The following is a 16,937-nucleotide window of genomic DNA, read 5'->3' as shown; positions in this document are numbered from 1 at the left end:
CAAAGCGCGTTCTATACTCGGTCCATCACGCAGTCGCTCAGCCGTGGTCCAACGACTATCAGCCAGGGGTAACGAAGAGTGCGGAATTACGATCTGGAGTTCCTGAAACGCTTCTCCATGGTGATCGCGCTGCTGGCGACCATCACCCTCGGCCTCATCCTCCTAGCCGCCTACATCCACACCCGGATTCCGCCCGAGGTGTCGCCGACGGCGGCCAAGCGCACCGAACAGCGCATTTCGCCCACCGGCGCGGTCTATGCCGGCAGCACCGGCGCCGCCGCGCAGGCAGCGGCCAAGGCCGCCGCGCTGGCCAAGGCCGCCTCGCAGGTGGCCTACGGTGGCACCAAGGACGGCAAGGTCATCTTCGACAATCTGTGCACCGCCTGCCACACCACCGGCGTGGGCATGGCGCCGACGCTGGACCATTCGCACTGGGACAAGCGCATCGCGCAGGGCAAGGACACCCTCTACAAGCACGCCATCGAGGGCTACACCGGCCCGGATGGCGGCATCATGCCGCCCAAGGGTGGCAACCCGGCGCTGACCGAGGAACAGATCCACGCCACCGTGGACTGGATGCTGGGCAACCTGAAGTAGGCGCCGGAACGGCCAAACCGCGAAACGGCGGAAACGTCGAAACATGGAACGGCCGAACGGGATGGCGGAACCGCGGGAAGGGAGTAGAGTCGACTGTTGGTCGACTGCTCTTCCCAACGCCACCGAAAAAGCCCGCGCTGCGCGCGATAGTCGACTAACCGTCGACTCTACCCGCCGGTCGCCCCAATCGCCGCGGTCGTTCTCCATCCGCCGCCGGCGGCTTTGCCGGCCAAGGCCAAAACCGCGCGCGTCGCTGGGGTTTCGCATTTCAAGGTTAGTCTGTGCGCCTCTTCCATGGAGTCGCCCGTCGATGCGCCGCCGTTCCCTCGCCCTTGCCCTGTCCCTGCTGCTGCCGGCCGGCGCCTTTGCCCAGGCCCAGCCGCAGGCCGCACCGGCCGCGTCGCCCTCCGCTGCGCGCAGCAGCGCCACCGTGGTGCTGACCGCCGCGCCGGCCGACTGGCGTGCACTGGATGGCCAGCGCGTGCGCATCGCCGCACCGCTGACCCTGGCCGGTACCGACGGCCTGGAGCGCTTCGGCCAGCTCACCGTGGCCTTCGATGGCCGCCTCTGGCAGCCGACCGAAGTGGCCACGCCGGGCACTGCCGGCTATGAGCAGGTGAGGGCCGACAACCAGCGCCGCCGCCTGGTGCTGGAAGATGGCAGCGATGCCCGCGACCCGGCCAGCGTGGCTTACCTGCCGGGCAACCCGGTGCTGCGCACCGGCATGCAGCTGCGCGATGTGCAGGGCATCGTGCGCATGGACGCGCAGGGCCATCCGCGCCTGCAGGTCGAAGGCGCGCTGAAGCTGCCGGAACTGAAGCGCCCGGCGGTGCCGACCGTGCCGGGCCGCCTGCATGTGGCGGCCTTCAACCTGGAGAACTTCTTCAACGGAGACGGCCAGGGCGGTGGCTTCCCGACCCTGCGCGGCGCACGCACGCTGGAGGAACACAAGGCGCAGGTGGCCAAGCTGGTCACCACGGTCAACGCGCTGGGCGCCGATGTCGCCGCGCTGATGGAGCTGGAGAACGATGGCTACGGCCCGCAGTCGGCCATCGCCGAACTGGTCGATGCCCTCAACCGCGACCGTGGCGCGCAGGGCGACTGGCGCTTTGTCGATGCCGGCAACGGCCCCGGCGACAACCCGATCCGGGTCGGCATCATCTACCGCAGCGCGCGCCTGCAGCCGGTGGGCAAGCCGGCTACGCTGACCGGTGGATCGTTCGTCGAGCACAGCCGCGTGCCGCTGGCGCAGGCCTTCCAGGGCAAGCAGGGCGCGCCGTTCGTGGTGGTGGCCAACCACTTCAAGTCGAAGGGCTGCCGCGACGCCGCCGGTGCCGACGCCGACCACAACGACAACCAGGGCTGCTGGAACGCCACCCGCGTGACCTCGGCGCAGCAGCTGCACGCCTGGCTGCAGACCGACCCGACCGGTACCGGTGCAAAGGACGCGGTGCTGCTCGGCGATTTCAATGCCTACGCGATGGAAGACCCGATCCGCACCCTGCATGACCTGGGCTGGCAGGACGCGTTCAAGGTCGCCAAGGTCGAGCATCCCTACAGCTACGTCTACAACGGCTATACCGGCCGCCTCGACCACGCGCTGTTGAGCCCGGGCATGGCCAAGCGCCTGCGCGGTGCCGCCGAGTGGCACAGCAACGCCGACGAGCAGGATGCCAGCGGCTACCAGGACCGCAACGTGCAGGGCCCGTGGCGCAGCTCCGACCACGACCCGCTGCTGCTGGGTTTCGACAAATAAGGTTCGGCGGGGATCTGCTCTGGGAGGGACCTTGATCGGCACGGATCCTGCCGTTGCTTTTGATCTTCCAGTCCGTCTTCAAGCGAGCCGAGCATCGCAGGTGAATCAGGGGCGAAGAGGCGCCGATGTTTGAGCGCAGCGAGTTCGGCGCCGTCCCCTGGTTCATCGAGAAGCGCAGGGTACCGGTGCACAGCACCGGCTCGCGGCTCGCGGCTGGCGGCGCGTTTCTTTTGGTTACTTTTCTTTTCGCGCGAAAAGAAAAGTGACATCCCACCGCGGGCGCGGAAATGGCCCGCCGCAACCAACGCTCACCCCCAGGCGATCAGTCCGATCGCCAGCACCGCCAGCGCCAGGCCGGCGCGGTTCCACTTCGTGGTGGCCTCGCCGAAGGCGAACACGCCCACCAGCGCGCCCAGCACCACCACGCCGATGTTCATGCCGGCGAACACGGTGGCCGGGTTGTCCGGCATCGACTGGTGCGCGTGCACATAGAAGAGGATGTTGCCGCCATTGAGCAGGCCCAGCAGCGCGCCCGCGCCCAGGTTGCGCCAGGCCAGCCGGCTGCGGCCACGCGCATGCCGCCACAGCTGCAGCGCCAGCATCAGCACGAAGGCCACGCTGAAGCTGGCCAGCACCGCCGCCATCGACGGCGTGCCGGACAGCGCCACCTGCTTGAGCAGCACGTCCACCACCGCAAACCCAGCCCATACCCCCAGCAGCCAGCCCCAGCCGCCGGGCGAGGGCGCGACCACCGGCCCGCGTGGGCGCAGGCTGATGGCCACCATCGCCAGCAGGCCCAGGCCGAGCCCGGCCAGCTTCCACGGTGTGGCAGTCTGGCCGAAGAACAGGAAGGCGGCGGCCAATGACAGCAGCAGCGACAGCCGCTGCGCCACGTCGCTGCGGACGATGCCGGCCACCGCCACCGCGCGGCCCAGCACCAGGAAAATCGAGGGCAGCACCACCGCCAGCGCCAGCAATGACAGCCACGGCGCGTGCGGCGCGCGCAGCGCATCCAGCGGCGGCTGCAGCACCACGGCGGTGAGCGTTGCCGCCACCAGATAGTTCCAGGTGACCATCTGCGAAACATCCAGCTGGCGGCGTCCGGCCACCTTCAACAACACCGAAACCAGCACGCTGCAGATCACGGCCAAAGACAGGTAGAGCATGGGACAGGCACAGGGCAGGGGCGGGGGACGGTATCATGGTGCCATGCACAAGCACTCGTTCCCCGTCGCCCCCGGCGAAACCGCCTGCCTCGAACTGGACGGCCCGGCCGGCCCGCTGGAAGTGGTCGTCGACCTGCCCAAGGCCGATGTGCCGGTGCAGCCGATCGTGGCCATCATCTGCCACCCGTTGTCCACCGAAGGCGGCACCCTGCACAACAAGGTGGTCACCATGACCGCCACCACCCTGCGCGAGCTGGGCATCGCCACGGTGCGCTTCAACTTCCGCAGCGTGGGTGGTTCGGCCGGTGAGTTCGACCATGGCGTGGGCGAGCAGGACGACCTGAAGGCCGTCGCCGCCTGGGTGCGCAGCCAGCGTCCGGACGACCGCCTGTGGCTGGCCGGTTTCAGCTTCGGCGCGTTCGTTTCACTGAAGGCCGCGGCCGAGTTGCAGCCGGAAGCGCTGATCTCGATCGCGCCGCCGGCCGGCCGCTGGGACTTCGATGGCATCGCACCGCCGGCCCGCTGGCTGGTGATCCAGGGCGAGCAGGACGAGATCGTCGACCCGCAGGCTGTCTACCAGTGGCTGGACTCGCTGGATTTCCCGCATGAGCTGGTGCGCATGCCCGAGACCAGCCACTTCTTCCACCGCAAGCTGATCGACCTGCGCGGCGCGCTGACCCACGGCGTCAAGCACTGGCTGGGCGCGGCGGCATGAGCGACGTGGAACTGACCCCGTCGCAGCGGTACGCGGAAGGGGTTGCCCGTGGCGACTGGCAGAACGACCCGGCCCAGCATGCGGCGCTGGCCGAGCTGGACCGCATCCACCTGGGCCTGCTGGACAGTGCCGAGGACGGTTGGCTGGACCGCCTGTCCTCGTTCTGGAAGAAGCCCGAGCCGGTGAAGGGCCTGTACTTCTGGGGCGGGGTCGGCCGCGGCAAGACCTTCCTGGTCGACCTGTTCTACGACGGGCTGCCGATCAAGCAGAAGTACCGCACCCACTTCCACCGCTTCATGCGCAGCGTCCACGAGCGCCTGCGCGAGCACCAGGGCCAGAGCGACCCGCTGGCGAAGATCGCCCAGGAATGGCGCAGCAACCTGCGCGTGCTGGTGCTGGACGAATTCTTCGTCACCGACATCGGCGATGCGATGCTGCTGGCGCGGCTGCTGGAGCGCCTGTTCGCCGAGGGCGTGACCCTGGTCACCACCTCCAACACCGCAGTGGAGAACCTGTACCTCAACGGCCTGCAGCGCGAGAGCTTCCTGCCGGCCATTGGCCTGCTGCAGCGCTTCTGCGTCGAGCTGTACGCCGAAGGTACCGAGGATTACCGCATGCGCGCGCTGACCCGCTCGCCGGTATACCGCGCACCGCTGGCGACCGACAGCGATGAGTGGCTGGCCACGCGCTGGAACGAGCTGAGCGGCGGCCAGCCGGCCAAGCCCGGCAACATCGAGATCGAGGGCCGCAAGATTCCGGTGCGTGGCCGCGGCAAGAGCATTGCCTGGTTCGATTTCGCCGCGCTGTGCGAAGGCCCGCGCGGGCCCTCGGATTACATCGAGATCGCGCACGAGTTCAACACGGTGCTGCTGGGCGGCATTCCCGCCTTCGACCGCCTGAACGAAGATGCCGCGCGCCGCTTCGTCAACCTGATCGACGAGCTGTACGACCGCCACGTCAACCTGGTCTGCACCGCCAGCACCTCGCCGATCGAGCTGTACACCGGCCAGCGCCTGCAAGGTGCCTTCGAACGCACCGCCTCGCGCCTGATCGAAATGCAGAGCGCCGAGTACCTGGGTACCCCGCACCGGGCGTGAGGGGCCTGCGGGCGTACGTTGCCGGCCAGCGGCCGGCACGACCCCCCTGGGATTCCGGTAGTGCCGGCCGCTGGCCGGCAATGATCGGGGGAAGGGTGCAACGGCGTTTCCCTGCGGCCGCTGCTCCGGCCTGGCCGGCACATGCAGCCTCGCGTCGCTGCCCGGCGGGCGGTCCCGGCGTCCACCGGATTCCCACCGGCTGCCCACCACCTATCCACAGGGTTGTCCCTAGCCAGTTTCATCACTGTCATGTGAAGCTGTCATTGTTCCGTTTTCGCGGTGCGTTGTACCACCGCAATGACGCCTTTCGGGCTTGACTGCGCAGCCCGTTCCGGCAGGTCTGAAGCGTCTGATCCGGACGCCGGTGGCACGATCCTTGCGGCGCAAGGGATTGCCGAATTTCACTACATTTGGCGTTGACGGGCCCCATCACCCCCACTATCTTGTGGCCGTCGGTCGCAGCAACCCCAATTCCAGGGATGCCCGGGTACCCATCCGCGATCGTCAACGGCAGTGGCAGGCGCAGGGTCTCATCCGCTGCGACGCCGTCCTGCCATCCTGGGCTGTCATGTCCCGGGCTGCGTCACCCGATGCATCGAGCACCCACCAATCACGCCAAGAGGACACACGCCGTGACCACCGAATCCAGCGCCACCATCGAGAAGGAAAGCGAATTCCTGTTGACGTCGCCGCCGACGGCCAACGCGATGAGTGTGACCAAGCGCAATGGCACGACCGAACTGGTGGACCTGAACAAGATCGTGCGCGCGGTGCAGCGTTCCTCCGAAGGCCTGCACGCCGTCGATCCGATGCGCGTGGCCACCCGCACCATTTCCGGCCTGTACAACGGCGCCACCACCCGCGAGCTGGACGAACTGTCCATCCGCACCGCCGCCCTGCTGATCGGTGAAGAGCCCGAGTACGGCCGCCTGGCTGCGCGCCTGCTGGCCAACTACATTGCCAAGGAAGTCTCGGGCCAGGAAATCTACGCCTTCTCGCAGTCGGTCAGCCGTGGCCATGAAGTCGGCCTGATCAACGACCGCCTGCTGAACTTCGTGCAGACCAACGCGCGCAAGCTCAACGATGCCATCGACATCTCGCTGGACCTGAACTTCGATTACTTCGGCCTGCGTACCCTGTACGACCGTTACCTGCTGCGCCACCCGCACACCCGCAAGGTGATCGAGACCCCGCAGCAGTTCTTCCTGCGCATCGCCAGCGCGCTGAGCGAGGACGTGTCCGAGACCCTGGCGCTGTACAAGCGCATGGGCAACCTGGACTACCTGCCGTCCAGCCCGACCCTGTTCAATTCCGGCACCACCCACGAGCAGCTGTCCTCGTGCTTCCTGCTGGACTCGCCGCAGGACTCGCTGGAGTCGATCTACTCCAAGTACGGCGACATCGCCCAGCTGTCGAAGTTCTCCGGCGGCATCGGCGTCAGCTACACCCGCGTGCGTTCGCGTGGTTCGCTCATCAAGTCGACCAACGGCCACTCCAACGGCATCGTGCCGTGGCTGAAGACCATGGATTCGTCCGTGGCCGCGGTGAACCAGGGTGGCAAGCGCAAGGGCGCGGCCTGCGTGTACCTGGAAACCTGGCACGCCGACATCGAGGACTTCCTCGAGCTGCGTGACAACACCGGTGACGAAGCCCGCCGCGCGCACAACCTGAACCTGGCCAACTGGGTGCCGGACCTGTTCATGAAGCGCGTCGAAGCCGACCAGGAATGGTCGCTGTTCGATCCGCGCGTCGTGCCGGAGTTCACCGACCTGTTCGGCGAAGCCTTCGAGGCCGCCTACCTGCAGGCCGAAGCCCAGGGCAAGGCCAACCGCACCATCTCTGCCCGCAAGCTTTACGCCCGCATGATGCGTACGCTGGCCGAGACCGGCAACGGCTGGATGACCTTCAAGGACAAGTGCAACCGCGCCAGCAACCAGACCCTGCGTCCGGGCAACGTGATCCACCTGTCCAACCTGTGCACGGAAATCCTGGAAGTCACCTCCAACGATGAAACCGCGGTGTGCAACCTGGGTTCGATCAACCTGGGCAACCACTTCGACGAGCACAACGAGTTCGATTTCGAGAAGCTGGCCGAGACCGTGCGCCTGGCCGTGCGCCAGCTCGACCGCGTCATCGACCTGAACTTCTACCCGATCGAAACCGCCCGCCGCGCCAACCTGCGCTGGCGTCCGGTCGGCCTGGGCTGCATGGGCCTGCAGGACGTGTTCTTCCGCAAGCGCCTGCCGTTCGACAGCGCCGAAGCCCGCGCCCTGTCGAAGAAGATTGCCGAAGCGATCTACTTCCACGCGCTGGAAACCTCCTGCGAGCTGGCCCAGGAACGTGGCAAGCACCCGTCGTTCAACGACACCCGCGCCGCCAGTGGCGAACTGCAGTTCGACGCCTGGAACGTGGTGCCGGAAGACACCGCACGCTGGGACGCCCTGCGCGCCCGCATCAAGGAACACGGCCTGCGCAATTCGCTGATGATCGCGATTGCGCCGACCGCGACCATCGCCTCGATCGCCGGCTGCTACGAGTGCGTCGAGCCGCAGGTGTCCAACCTGTTCAAGCGCGAAACCCTGTCCGGTGACTTCCTGCAGGTCAACCGTTACCTGGTGAACGAGCTGAAGAAGCTGGGCCTGTGGACGCCGGAAATGCGCGATGCCATCAAGCTGGCCGAAGGTTCCATCGCCGGCGTGGCGCAGATTCCGGAAACGCTGCGCGAGGTCTACCGCACCGCGTGGGAACTGCCGATGCGTTCGCTGATCGACATGGCCGCCGAGCGTGGCGCCTTCATCGACCAGTCGGCCTCGCTCAACCTGTTCATGGAAAGCCCGAACATCGGCGCGATGTCCTCCATGTACATGTACGCCTGGAAGCAGGGCATCAAGACCACCTACTACCTGCGTTCGCGCCCGGCCACCAAGATCGCCAAGACCACGGTGAGCGCTGCGGCCCCGGCCAAGGTATTCAGCCCGGACGAAGCCATCGCCTGCTCGCTGGAAAACCCGGAAGCCTGCGAGGCCTGCCAGTAACACACCGCGCGGTGGGTGCCGACCGTTGGTCGGCACTCGAACACCTCGCACCTGTAGAGCCGAGCCATGCTCGGCTGCGGAAAAACACCCACGGTAGGCCGGGCCACGCCCGGCGGCTCACCCAGGAATTCAAGGAAACACCCATGGCCGACAAGCCCAAGCAGATGCTGCTCGATCCCGGTTTTGAACTGACCCTGCGCCCGATGCGCTACCCGCAGTTCTATGACATGTACCGGAACGCGATCAAGAACACCTGGACGGTGGAAGAGATCAACTTCCAGATCGACATCACCGACCTGCACAGCAAGATGTCGCCGGGCGAGCGCCACCTGATCCACCGCCTGGTCGCGTTCTTCGCCACCGGCGACTCGATCGTCTCCAACAACCTGGTGCTGAACCTGTACCAGCATCTCAATGCGCCGGAAGCGCGCATGTACCTGTCGCGCCAGCTGTATGAAGAAGCGCTGCACGTGCAGTTCTACCTGACCCTGCTCGACAACTACCTGCCGGATCCGGAAGAGCGCGCCAAGGCGTTCTCGGCGGTGGAGAACATCGACTCGATCAAGAAGAAGGCCGATTTCTGCTTCAAGTGGATCGACTCGATCCAGAGCCTGACCCGCATCGAGACCCGCGAACAGCGCCGCCAGTTCCTGCTCAACCAGATCTGCTTCGCCGCCTGCATCGAAGGCCTGTTCTTCTTCGCGGCCTTTGCCTACGTGTACTACTTCCGTTCGCGCGGCCTGCTGCCGGGCCTGGCCTCGGGCACCAACTGGGTGTTCCGCGACGAGAGCGCGCACATGGAGTTCGCGTTCGAGTCGGTGCGCGTGGTGCGTGAGGAAGAACCGGACCTGTTCGACGAAGAGATGAAGCAGCAGGTCTACGACATGCTGGCCGAAGCCATCGAATGCGAAGTGCAGTTCGCCGAGGACGTGCTGTCCGGCGGCGTGGCCGGCATCTCCACCCGCGACATGCGCCAGTACCTGCAGCACTGTGCCGACCAGCACTTCGCCAAGCTGGGCATGGAAAAGAAGTACAACGTGCGCAACCCGCTGCCGTTCATGGAACTGCAGGACGTGCAGGAACTGACCAACTTCTTCGAACGCCGCGTCTCGGCCTACCAGGTCGGCGTGCAGGGCGAAGTCGCCTTCGACATGAACTTCTGATCGAACCGGCCCGGCCTGTCGCAACGAAGAACCCCGGCCAATGCCGGGGTTTTTCGTTGCGCATCAGAAGGATGAGCTATTCTCGCTGGACGCCAGTGGTGGCGGTGCTTCGCATCCATGCCGGGCCTGGGGAGGAAGAGGGGATGCCACTGCAGGAATGACGCGTGGACAATCCCAGCGCCGGGTTCCCGTGCGCGTGGTCCTGCCATGGTGGCGCAACTGAATGGACCCCGGAGGTCGCAATGGAGACTGCAGTGCCTGGAACAGCAACCCGCAGGACCGTGTTTCGTGGGTGGACGGGAGGACTGTTCGCCGTCCTGGTCGCCTGTCCGTCCCTCGCCCATGGCACGAACTGCGATTCCAAGGTGACCAACGTTTCCATCGACGCCAGCGGCAAGGTGTTCGTGGCGACCACCGTCTCGCCCATCCACGCGGTCTGCAACATCGTCAGCAAAGGCGACTTCAGCATGCCGCCGGAGGTCTGCAAGGCGACCTACGCGATGCTGATGAGTGCGAAGGTCTCTGCCATTCCCATCCGCCTGTACTACACCAGCGTGCCGCAATGTGGCGATATCAAGGCCTGGTCGGCACAACCGAGCTTCTACCACGCTGAACTGTTCTGATTACGGGGCCGGGCGTATCGCCTGGAGGGCACGCCGCGATCAGCGCCGCCCTTCCACCGCCATGCGCACCGCCAGTCCGGCCAGCACCGCGCCCATCAGCCAGCGCTGCACCATCTGCCAGGTCGGGCGTGCGGCCAGGAAGCCGGCGATGCTGCCGGCGGTCAGCGCGATCATGCCGTTCACGCTGACGCTGACCAGGATCTGGGTCGAGCCCAGCACGATCGACTGCATCAGCACGCTGCCTTCGCTGTCCGGGTGCAGGAACTGCGGCAGCAGCGACAGGTACATCACCGCCACTTTCGGGTTCAGCAGATTGGTCAGGAATCCCATCGTGAACAGCTTGCGCGGGCTGTCCTGCGGCAGTTCGCGCACCGCGAACGGCGAACGGCCACCGGGCTTGAGCGCCTGCCAGGCCAGGTACAGCAGGTACAGCGCGCCACCGATGCGCAGCGCGTCGTAGGCGAACGGTACGGTCATCAGCAGGGCGGTGATGCCCAGTGCCGCGCACAGCATGTAGAACACGAAGCCCAGTGCCACCCCGCCCAGCGAGATCAGTCCCGCCATCGGCCCCTGGCAGATCGAGCGCGAGATGACGTAGATCATGTTCGGCCCGGGCGTGAGCACCATGGCCAGCGAAACCAGCGCAAAGGCCAGCAGATCGGAAGTGGCGGGCATGGGGGGTCCTGGCAGTGGGCGTGAAGCAGTGTAACGCCTGCTGCAGGCGCGGCCTGCGCAGGCACCGCTGCCGGGTGACCGTTGCACGTGCATTCCGATGGCCGTCACGCCGGTCGCTTAGAATCCGCAGCACCCCACACCGAAGCTCCCCCATGACCCCGATCCCCGAGACCGTGCCGCCCATCGAAGTGCGCATGGCCGAAATCGTCTTCCCCAACCACACCAACCACCTCGGCACCCTGTTCGGTGGCCAGGCACTGGCGTGGATGGACAAGGCCGCGTTCCTGGCCGCCGCCCGCTACTCGCGCCGTACCGTGGTGACCGCGCGCAGCGACCAGGTCGACTTCAAGCTGCCGATCCGCATCGGCCAGATGGTGGAAACCATCGGCCGCATCGTTGAAGTCGGCCGCAGCTCGATGAAGGTGGAGGTGGAACTGGTCGCCGAAGACCTGCACAGCGGCGAGCGCAAGCTGTGCACCCGCGGCCACTTCGTGATGATCGCGCTGGACGAGGAAGGCCACCCGATCGCGGTGCCGCCGCTGCCGGCGGCCTGACCCGGACAACCGACCGGCGCTTGCGGGGGCGCTGCGGCGCCCCCATCTGGCAGCCATGACCCCGCCACTGACCGACTTCATCGACCGCGCCCAGCGCCTGTTCGTGCTGACCGGCGCCGGCTGCAGCACCGCCTCGGGCATTCCCGATTACCGCGACAGCGACGGCCAGTGGAAACGCACGCCACCGGTGACCTACCAGGCCTTCATGGGCGAGGCCGCTACCCGCCAGCGCTACTGGGCGCGCAGCCTGCTGGGCTGGCCGCGCTTCGGCCTGGCCCGGCCCAATGGTACCCACCAGGCCCTGGCCGCACTGGAAAGCCGTGGCAAGCTGCAGGTGCTGCTGACCCAGAACGTGGACGGCCTGCACCAGCGCGCCGGCAGCCGTAACGTGATCGACCTGCATGGCCGCCTGGACCTGGTGCGCTGCATGGGCTGCGAGCGCCGTAGCGGCCGCGAGGACTTCCAGCAGCGCCTGCTGGACGCCAACCCCGGCTGGGATGCGCTGGAGGCCGGCGTCGCGCCTGATGGCGACGCCGACCTGGAGACCGATTTCTCCAGCTTCGTGGTACCCGTGTGCCCGCACTGCGGCGGGGTGTTGAAGCCGGACGTGGTGTTTTTCGGCGAAAACGTGCCCCGCGAGCGGGTGGAGGCGGTGCACGAGCACCTGCAGCAGGCCGACGCCGTGCTGGTGGTGGGCTCGTCGCTGATGGTCTATTCCGGCTTCCGCTTCGTGCAGGCGGCGGCCAAAGCAGGACTGCCGGTGGCGGCGCTGAACCGTGGCCGCACCCGTGCCGACGACCTGCTGCAGTTCAAGGATGAACGCGATTGTGCTGAGGCGCTGGCGTCGGTTATCGAACCATCGGCCGGGTAGAGTCGACTGTCAGTCGACTCTACAGGCCACCCGCCGCCGCGAAACAGCGATCCATCCAGATGGTTGATCCCGGAGCCGTGCGGCGGTGCAATACGCATCCCCTACGTCGTCCATCACTGTCTTGAGCCAGCTGTTTTCGCCGATCTCGTTCGGCCCCCTGACCCTGTCCAACCGCATCGTCGTCGCGCCGATGTGCCAGTACTCCGCCGAAGACGGCCGCGCCAGCGACTGGCATGCCATGCACCTGGGCAACCTCGCGCAATCCGGCGCCGGCCTGCTGATCCTGGAAGCCACCGCGGTCGAGCCGCGTGGCCGCATCAGCTGGGCCGACCTGGGCCTTTGGGATGACGGCACCGAGGCCGCGTTGGCACAGGTACTGGCCAGCGTCCGCCGCTGGTCGCCGATGCCGCTGGGCATCCAGCTCGGCCATGCCGGTCGCAAGGCCTCGGTGAACCGCCCTTGGGACGGCGGTGGCCAGCTGCCGGCCGACGATGCGCGTGGCTGGGCCACCGTGGCGCCGTCGCCGCTGCCGTTCCACGCCGCCGATCCGGCACCGCAGGAACTGGACGAGGCCGGCATCGCCGAGGTCATCGCCGCCTTCGCCGCCAGTGCGGTGCGTGCCGAGCGCCTCGGCTTCGAGCTGATCGAGCTGCATGCCGCCCACGGCTACCTGCTGCACCAGTTCCTGTCGCCGCTGAGCAACCGTCGCACTGATGGCTACGGTGGCTCATTGCCGAACCGCCTGCGCCTGCTGGTGGAAGTGTTCGACGCCGTGCGTGCGGCGGTATCGGACAAGATCGCCGTGGGCGTGCGCATCTCCGCCAGCGACTGGGTCGATGGCGGCTGGGATCTGGTGCAGAGCGAAGCGCTGGCCCAGGTGCTGGACGCGCGCGGCTGCAATTTCCTGCATGTCTCCAGCGGTGGCCTGGACGAACGACAGAAGATCACCGTCGGTCCGGGCTACCAGGTGCCGTTCGCGGCAGCGATCAAGGCCAAGGTGCGCATGCCGGTCATCGCCGTGGGCATGATCACCGAGCCCGAGCAGGCCGAATCGATCCTGCGCCATCGCCACGCCGATGCCGTGGCCCTGGCGCGCGGCATCCTCTACGACCCGCGCTGGCCGTGGCATGCCGCTGCCGCATTGCGCGACAGCGTGGAACCGGCGCCACAGTACCTGCGCTGCGAGCCGCGCGACGCGCGCGGCGTGTTCAAGACGCGCTGAGGCTCACACCCGCCAGGCCGGCGCGATGCCGGCCTGAAGGTGTTCGAACAGCGCGCGGATCTTGGCGGTGAAATCGCGGCGGTCGCTGACGCAGAAGTAGACCTCCATCGGTTCCGGGCGCCACGCGGTGTCGGCGCCGAACACCGCCTGCAGGCGGCCATCGCGCAGGTACGGCTCGGCCACGAATGCGGCCAGCCGGGTGATGCCGGCACCGGCCGCCGCCAGCGTCGCCAGCGCATCGATGTCATCGCAGACCATGCTCGGTGGCAGCGCGGCGTCCACGCGCTGGCCGTCCTTCAGCAGGCCCCAGCGCAATGGCCGGCCATCGGTGGGGAAGCGGTGCAGCAACCCGCGATGACCGCCCAGATCGGAAGGCTGTTGCGGGGTGCCGTGCGCCTTCAGGTAGGCCGGCGAGGCACAGAACACGAACGGAACACGCGCCAGCTGCCGCGCGACCACCCCATCCTCCAGCTGCGCCCCGATGCGGATGCTGGCATCCACCGCTTCCGGCCCATGCTGCACGGCGCGGTCGGTCAGGCGCAGCTCCAGCTGCAGTTGTGGGTAGCGCTGCTGCAGTGAAGGCAACAAGGGGGCAAGCACGTGGCGACCGAAGGCGCTGCTGCTGGCGATGCGCAGCGGCCCGGCCGGTTCGATGTCACCGGCGGTGACCATCGCCTGCGCGCGCGCCAGGTCGGCTTCGATGTGGCGCACCTGCGCCAGGTACAGCGCGCCGGCCTCGCTGAGGGCCAGCTGCCGCGTACTCCGGTTCAGCAACCGTACGCCCAGATGGGCCTCCAGCCGGTTGATGTTCTGGCCGACCGCGGTAGCGCTGATGCCAAGGATGCGGGCCGCGGCGGCAATGCTGCCGGTCTCTGCGGTGCGGGTGAAGCTGCGGATCAGTTGCAACAGGTTCATGACCGACCAGCTTGCCACGGGAAGGTCCAAGTATCGCTTGGTACTGAACCAAGCAGGCCGGTTGCACCCGTGATCATCCGGCCGCTGGGCAGGGCGCTGCCCTACACTGTGGCGATGCGCCCCGATTCCATTCTTACCCTGTCCTGCCCCGACCGCACCGGCATCGTCTACCGCGTGTCCGGCCTGCTGTTCGACCACGGCTGCAACATCCTCGACGCCCAGCAGTTCGGCGATGAGGAGAGTGGCCGCTTCTTCCTGCGCGTGCACTTCGACCGCGATGCCGGCCTGCCGCTGGAGACCGTGCACGCCGCCATGGCCACGCTTGCCGAGGGCTTCGGCATGGACTGGCAGCTGCACGATGGCCGACGCCGCGCGCGGCTGCTGGTGCTGGTCAGCAAACAGGGGCATTGCCTCAACGACCTGCTGTTCCGCGCCCACAGCGGCCAGCTGAAGGTGGACATCGCAGCAGTGGCGTCCAACCACGCCGACTTTGCGCCGCTGGCGGCGTCCTACCAGGTGCCGTTCCATCATCTGCCGGTGAACGCGGAAACGCGCGCGGTGCAGGAGCAGCAGATCATCGACCTGGTCGAGCGCGAGCGCATCGACCTGGTGGTGCTGGCGCGCTACATGCAGATCCTGTCGCCCACGCTGTGCCGCGCGCTGGCGGGCCGTGCGATCAACATCCACCACAGCTTCCTGCCCAGCTTCAAGGGCGCGCAGCCGTACCACCAGGCACACGCGCGTGGGGTCAAGATCATCGGCGCCACCGCGCACTACGTCACCGAGGACCTGGACGAAGGCCCGATCATCGAACAGGACGTGGCCCGCGTGGACCATGCGATGGCACCGCGCGAACTGGTGCGGCTGGGCAGCGATACCGAATCGCTGGTGCTGGCACGCGCGGTTCGCCGCCATGTGGAGCACCGCATCCTGCTCAATGGGCATCGCACGGTGGTGTTTCGGTAATCGCCCATCCCGCGTCCGCCGGGCATGGCCCGGCACTACCGAATCCTGATTTCATCCAATGAAAAGCCCCCGGTTCGGCCGTCCCGCGATCTGTAGGGGGGCGTAGTTAGGGGGCTGGATGAATCGATTGTGTTGTTGTGGGCAGGAGCGCGCAAGCGGCATAAGCGACGTGCGCGGTAGCGCCGGGCCATGCCCGGCGGTCACGCCTCAGACGATGGCAATCCCCGCCTTGCCCAGCGCCTCGCGCACCATCACGTCGCTGGCTTCGGTCACCGGCTTGGTCAGCTCCCACAGGAACTTCACCCGGAAGCCGGACTTCACCGCGTCCTGCGCGCTCCACAGCACGCAGTAGTCACGGGCCAGGCCGCATACGTGCACTTCGCGGATGCGGCGTTCGTGCAGCCAGCCGGCCAGGCCGGTGGCCGGGCGCTCGCCATCGGGGCCGTGGTTCTCGCGGAAGGCGCTGTACGAATCCACCTGTTGGCGCGTGCCCTTGCGCAGGATCAGGTCGGCCACGGTCCAGTCCACGCCCGGGTGCAGGGCGGCACCGGCGCTGCCCTGCACGCAGTGGTCCGGCCACAGGGTCTGCGGCTGCGCGTGCAGCAGGATGGTCTCGAACGGGCGTTGGCCGGGGTGCTGGCTGGCGAACGAGGCATGGTCGGCCGGGTGCCAGTCCTGTGTTGCCACCACGGTGCGGTAGCGGCGCTGCACCAGCAGATCGGCAATGGGTGCCACCAGCGCATCGCCCTGGTCGCAGGCCAGCGCACCGCCGGGCATGAAGTCCGGCTGCAGGTCGATCACCAGCAGGGCGACATCGGCGGGCAGGGCGGTCATGGCAGATCCAGCACGAACTCAAGGGGCGACCAGCGTGGCCGCCCCATGCCTGCACGTCAATCGTCCTGCGGCGTCCCAGCGTCCTGCCCGTAGTACAACAGGCCGATCTTGATCCGCTCGCGGCCATTCTCGCGGCGATGGCGGTTGGCATCGCGCAGCGAGTACACGCAGCCGCAGTATTCCTGCTGGTAGAACTGCTCGCGCTTGCTGATCTCGATCATGCGGCTGGCACCGCCGCCCTTGCGCCAGTTGTAGTCCCAGTACTGCAGGCCTTCATAGCGCGAGGCGGCGCGGATGCCGCAGTCGTTGATCTGCGCCATGTTCTTCCAGCGCGAGATGCCCAGCGAAGAACTGATGGTGTCGTAGCCGTGCTCGTGCGCGTACAGCGCAGTGCGCTCGAAGCGCATGTCGAAGCACATCGTGCAGCGGATGCCGCGCTCGGGCTCGTTTTCCATGCCGCGTGCACGGCTGAACCAGTTGTCGGTGTCGTAGTCGCAGTCGATGAAAGGAATGCCGTGCTGCTCGGCGAAGCGGATGTTCTCCTGCTTGCGCAGCTCGTACTCCTTCACCGGGTGGATGTTGGGGTTGTAGAAGAAGATCGCGTAGTCGATCCCGGAGGCGGTGATCGCCTCCATCACTTCGCCGGAACAGGGCGCGCAGCACGAATGCAGCAGCAGGCGCTTGCCGTCGGCGGGCAGGGTCAGGGTGGGGCGTTGGAGCTCGGTCATCGTCAGGTACCGCATGGACC

Annotated in this window: 17 protein-coding genes; 12 read left to right on the top strand and 5 right to left on the bottom strand. The window is 67.1% G+C overall.

The features are described 5' to 3' along the window. Positions 1–78: 78 nt before the first annotated feature. The 3 genes from AC5P6S_RS16195 (at position 79) to AC5P6S_RS16185 (ending at position 2,619) form a co-directional block, all read left to right on the top strand. A complete protein-coding gene (locus AC5P6S_RS16195) occupies positions 79–597 on the top strand; it encodes a c-type cytochrome (protein ID WP_005407662.1) in 519 nt (172 codons plus the stop codon). Between the two features lie 310 nt (positions 598–907). Continuing rightward, the gene (locus tag AC5P6S_RS16190; RefSeq protein WP_495204672.1) at positions 908–2,353 is read left to right on the top strand and encodes an ExeM/NucH family extracellular endonuclease; all 1,446 of its coding nucleotides are present in this window, start codon (positions 908–910) and stop codon (positions 2,351–2,353) included. 125 nt (positions 2,354–2,478) lie between these two features. Continuing rightward, on the top strand, positions 2,479–2,619 hold the full coding sequence (locus tag AC5P6S_RS16185) for a hypothetical protein (RefSeq protein WP_157803237.1): 141 nt from the start codon (positions 2,479–2,481) through the stop codon (positions 2,617–2,619). 42 nt (positions 2,620–2,661) lie between these two features. On the opposite strand, the gene AC5P6S_RS16180 is transcribed toward AC5P6S_RS16185, so the two are convergent. Continuing rightward, positions 2,662–3,519 (bottom strand): EamA family transporter, encoded by an 858-nt coding sequence (locus tag AC5P6S_RS16180; RefSeq protein ID WP_076739083.1) that lies wholly within the window; start codon positions 3,517–3,519, stop codon positions 2,662–2,664. A 43-nt stretch (positions 3,520–3,562) separates the two neighbouring features. Between AC5P6S_RS16180 and AC5P6S_RS16175 the strand changes: the two genes are divergently transcribed. The 5 genes from AC5P6S_RS16175 to AC5P6S_RS16155 all read left to right on the top strand — a co-directional run bounded on the left by AC5P6S_RS16175 (position 3,563) and on the right by AC5P6S_RS16155 (position 10,152). Continuing rightward, a complete protein-coding gene (locus tag AC5P6S_RS16175) occupies positions 3,563–4,234 on the top strand; it encodes an alpha/beta hydrolase (RefSeq protein ID WP_049460816.1) in 672 nt (223 codons plus the stop codon). Next, positions 4,231–5,331, top strand: coding sequence for a cell division protein ZapE (gene zapE / locus AC5P6S_RS16170; protein ID WP_076739082.1), 1,101 nt, complete (start codon positions 4,231–4,233; stop codon positions 5,329–5,331). The genes AC5P6S_RS16175 and zapE overlap by 4 nt, the downstream gene beginning before the upstream one ends. A gap of 632 nt (positions 5,332–5,963) precedes the next feature. Further along, complete coding sequence (locus AC5P6S_RS16165; protein ID WP_005407668.1) at positions 5,964–8,366, top strand: ribonucleoside-diphosphate reductase subunit alpha; 2,403 nt, start codon at positions 5,964–5,966, stop codon at positions 8,364–8,366. Between the two features lie 143 nt (positions 8,367–8,509). After that, entirely contained in the window at positions 8,510–9,529 is a 1,020-nt protein-coding gene (locus AC5P6S_RS16160) for a ribonucleotide-diphosphate reductase subunit beta (RefSeq protein ID WP_005407669.1), read from the top strand. Positions 9,530–9,894: 365 nt separating this feature from the next. Next, positions 9,895–10,152 (top strand): hypothetical protein, encoded by a 258-nt coding sequence (locus tag AC5P6S_RS16155; RefSeq protein WP_005411932.1) that lies wholly within the window; start codon positions 9,895–9,897, stop codon positions 10,150–10,152. Positions 10,153–10,191: 39 nt separating this feature from the next. Here AC5P6S_RS16155 and AC5P6S_RS16150 read toward each other — a convergent pair whose 3' ends face one another. Beyond that, on the bottom strand, positions 10,192–10,827 hold the full coding sequence (locus tag AC5P6S_RS16150; RefSeq protein ID WP_012478802.1) for a LysE family translocator: 636 nt from the start codon (positions 10,825–10,827) through the stop codon (positions 10,192–10,194). 152 nt (positions 10,828–10,979) lie between these two features. Here AC5P6S_RS16150 and AC5P6S_RS16145 point away from each other — a divergent pair, with 152 nt between their 5' ends. The 3 genes from AC5P6S_RS16145 to AC5P6S_RS16135 all read left to right on the top strand — a co-directional run bounded on the left by AC5P6S_RS16145 (position 10,980) and on the right by AC5P6S_RS16135 (position 13,474). Continuing rightward, positions 10,980–11,381 carry an acyl-CoA thioesterase gene (locus AC5P6S_RS16145; protein ID WP_005407672.1) on the top strand — a complete coding sequence of 134 codons (402 nt, stop codon included), beginning with the start codon at positions 10,980–10,982 and terminating at the stop codon, positions 11,379–11,381. A gap of 55 nt (positions 11,382–11,436) precedes the next feature. Then, positions 11,437–12,252 (top strand): NAD-dependent protein deacetylase, encoded by an 816-nt coding sequence (locus AC5P6S_RS16140; protein WP_049419245.1) that lies wholly within the window; start codon positions 11,437–11,439, stop codon positions 12,250–12,252. 121 nt (positions 12,253–12,373) lie between these two features. Continuing rightward, the gene (locus AC5P6S_RS16135; RefSeq protein ID WP_080353069.1) at positions 12,374–13,474 is read left to right on the top strand and encodes an NADH:flavin oxidoreductase/NADH oxidase; all 1,101 of its coding nucleotides are present in this window, start codon (positions 12,374–12,376) and stop codon (positions 13,472–13,474) included. 3 nt (positions 13,475–13,477) lie between these two features. On the opposite strand, the gene AC5P6S_RS16130 is transcribed toward AC5P6S_RS16135, so the two are convergent. Further along, complete coding sequence (locus AC5P6S_RS16130) at positions 13,478–14,389, bottom strand: LysR family transcriptional regulator (RefSeq protein WP_060380447.1); 912 nt, start codon at positions 14,387–14,389, stop codon at positions 13,478–13,480. Positions 14,390–14,503: 114 nt separating this feature from the next. Here AC5P6S_RS16130 and purU point away from each other — a divergent pair, with 114 nt between their 5' ends. Then, a complete protein-coding gene (gene purU / locus AC5P6S_RS16125) occupies positions 14,504–15,355 on the top strand; it encodes a formyltetrahydrofolate deformylase (RefSeq protein WP_065184114.1) in 852 nt (283 codons plus the stop codon). Between the two features lie 207 nt (positions 15,356–15,562). Here purU and pncA read toward each other — a convergent pair whose 3' ends face one another. Beyond that, a complete protein-coding gene (gene pncA, locus AC5P6S_RS16120; RefSeq protein WP_099561569.1) occupies positions 15,563–16,189 on the bottom strand; it encodes a bifunctional nicotinamidase/pyrazinamidase in 627 nt (208 codons plus the stop codon). A 56-nt stretch (positions 16,190–16,245) separates the two neighbouring features. Continuing rightward, on the bottom strand, positions 16,246–16,932 hold the full coding sequence (locus tag AC5P6S_RS16115) for an epoxyqueuosine reductase QueH (protein ID WP_005407678.1): 687 nt from the start codon (positions 16,930–16,932) through the stop codon (positions 16,246–16,248). Positions 16,933–16,937 lie beyond the last annotated feature (5 nt).

The sequence above is a fragment of the Stenotrophomonas sp. YJH_SMC_119 genome, from assembly GCF_059368315.1.
This window is presented reverse-complemented; position numbering and strand designations above follow the sequence as displayed.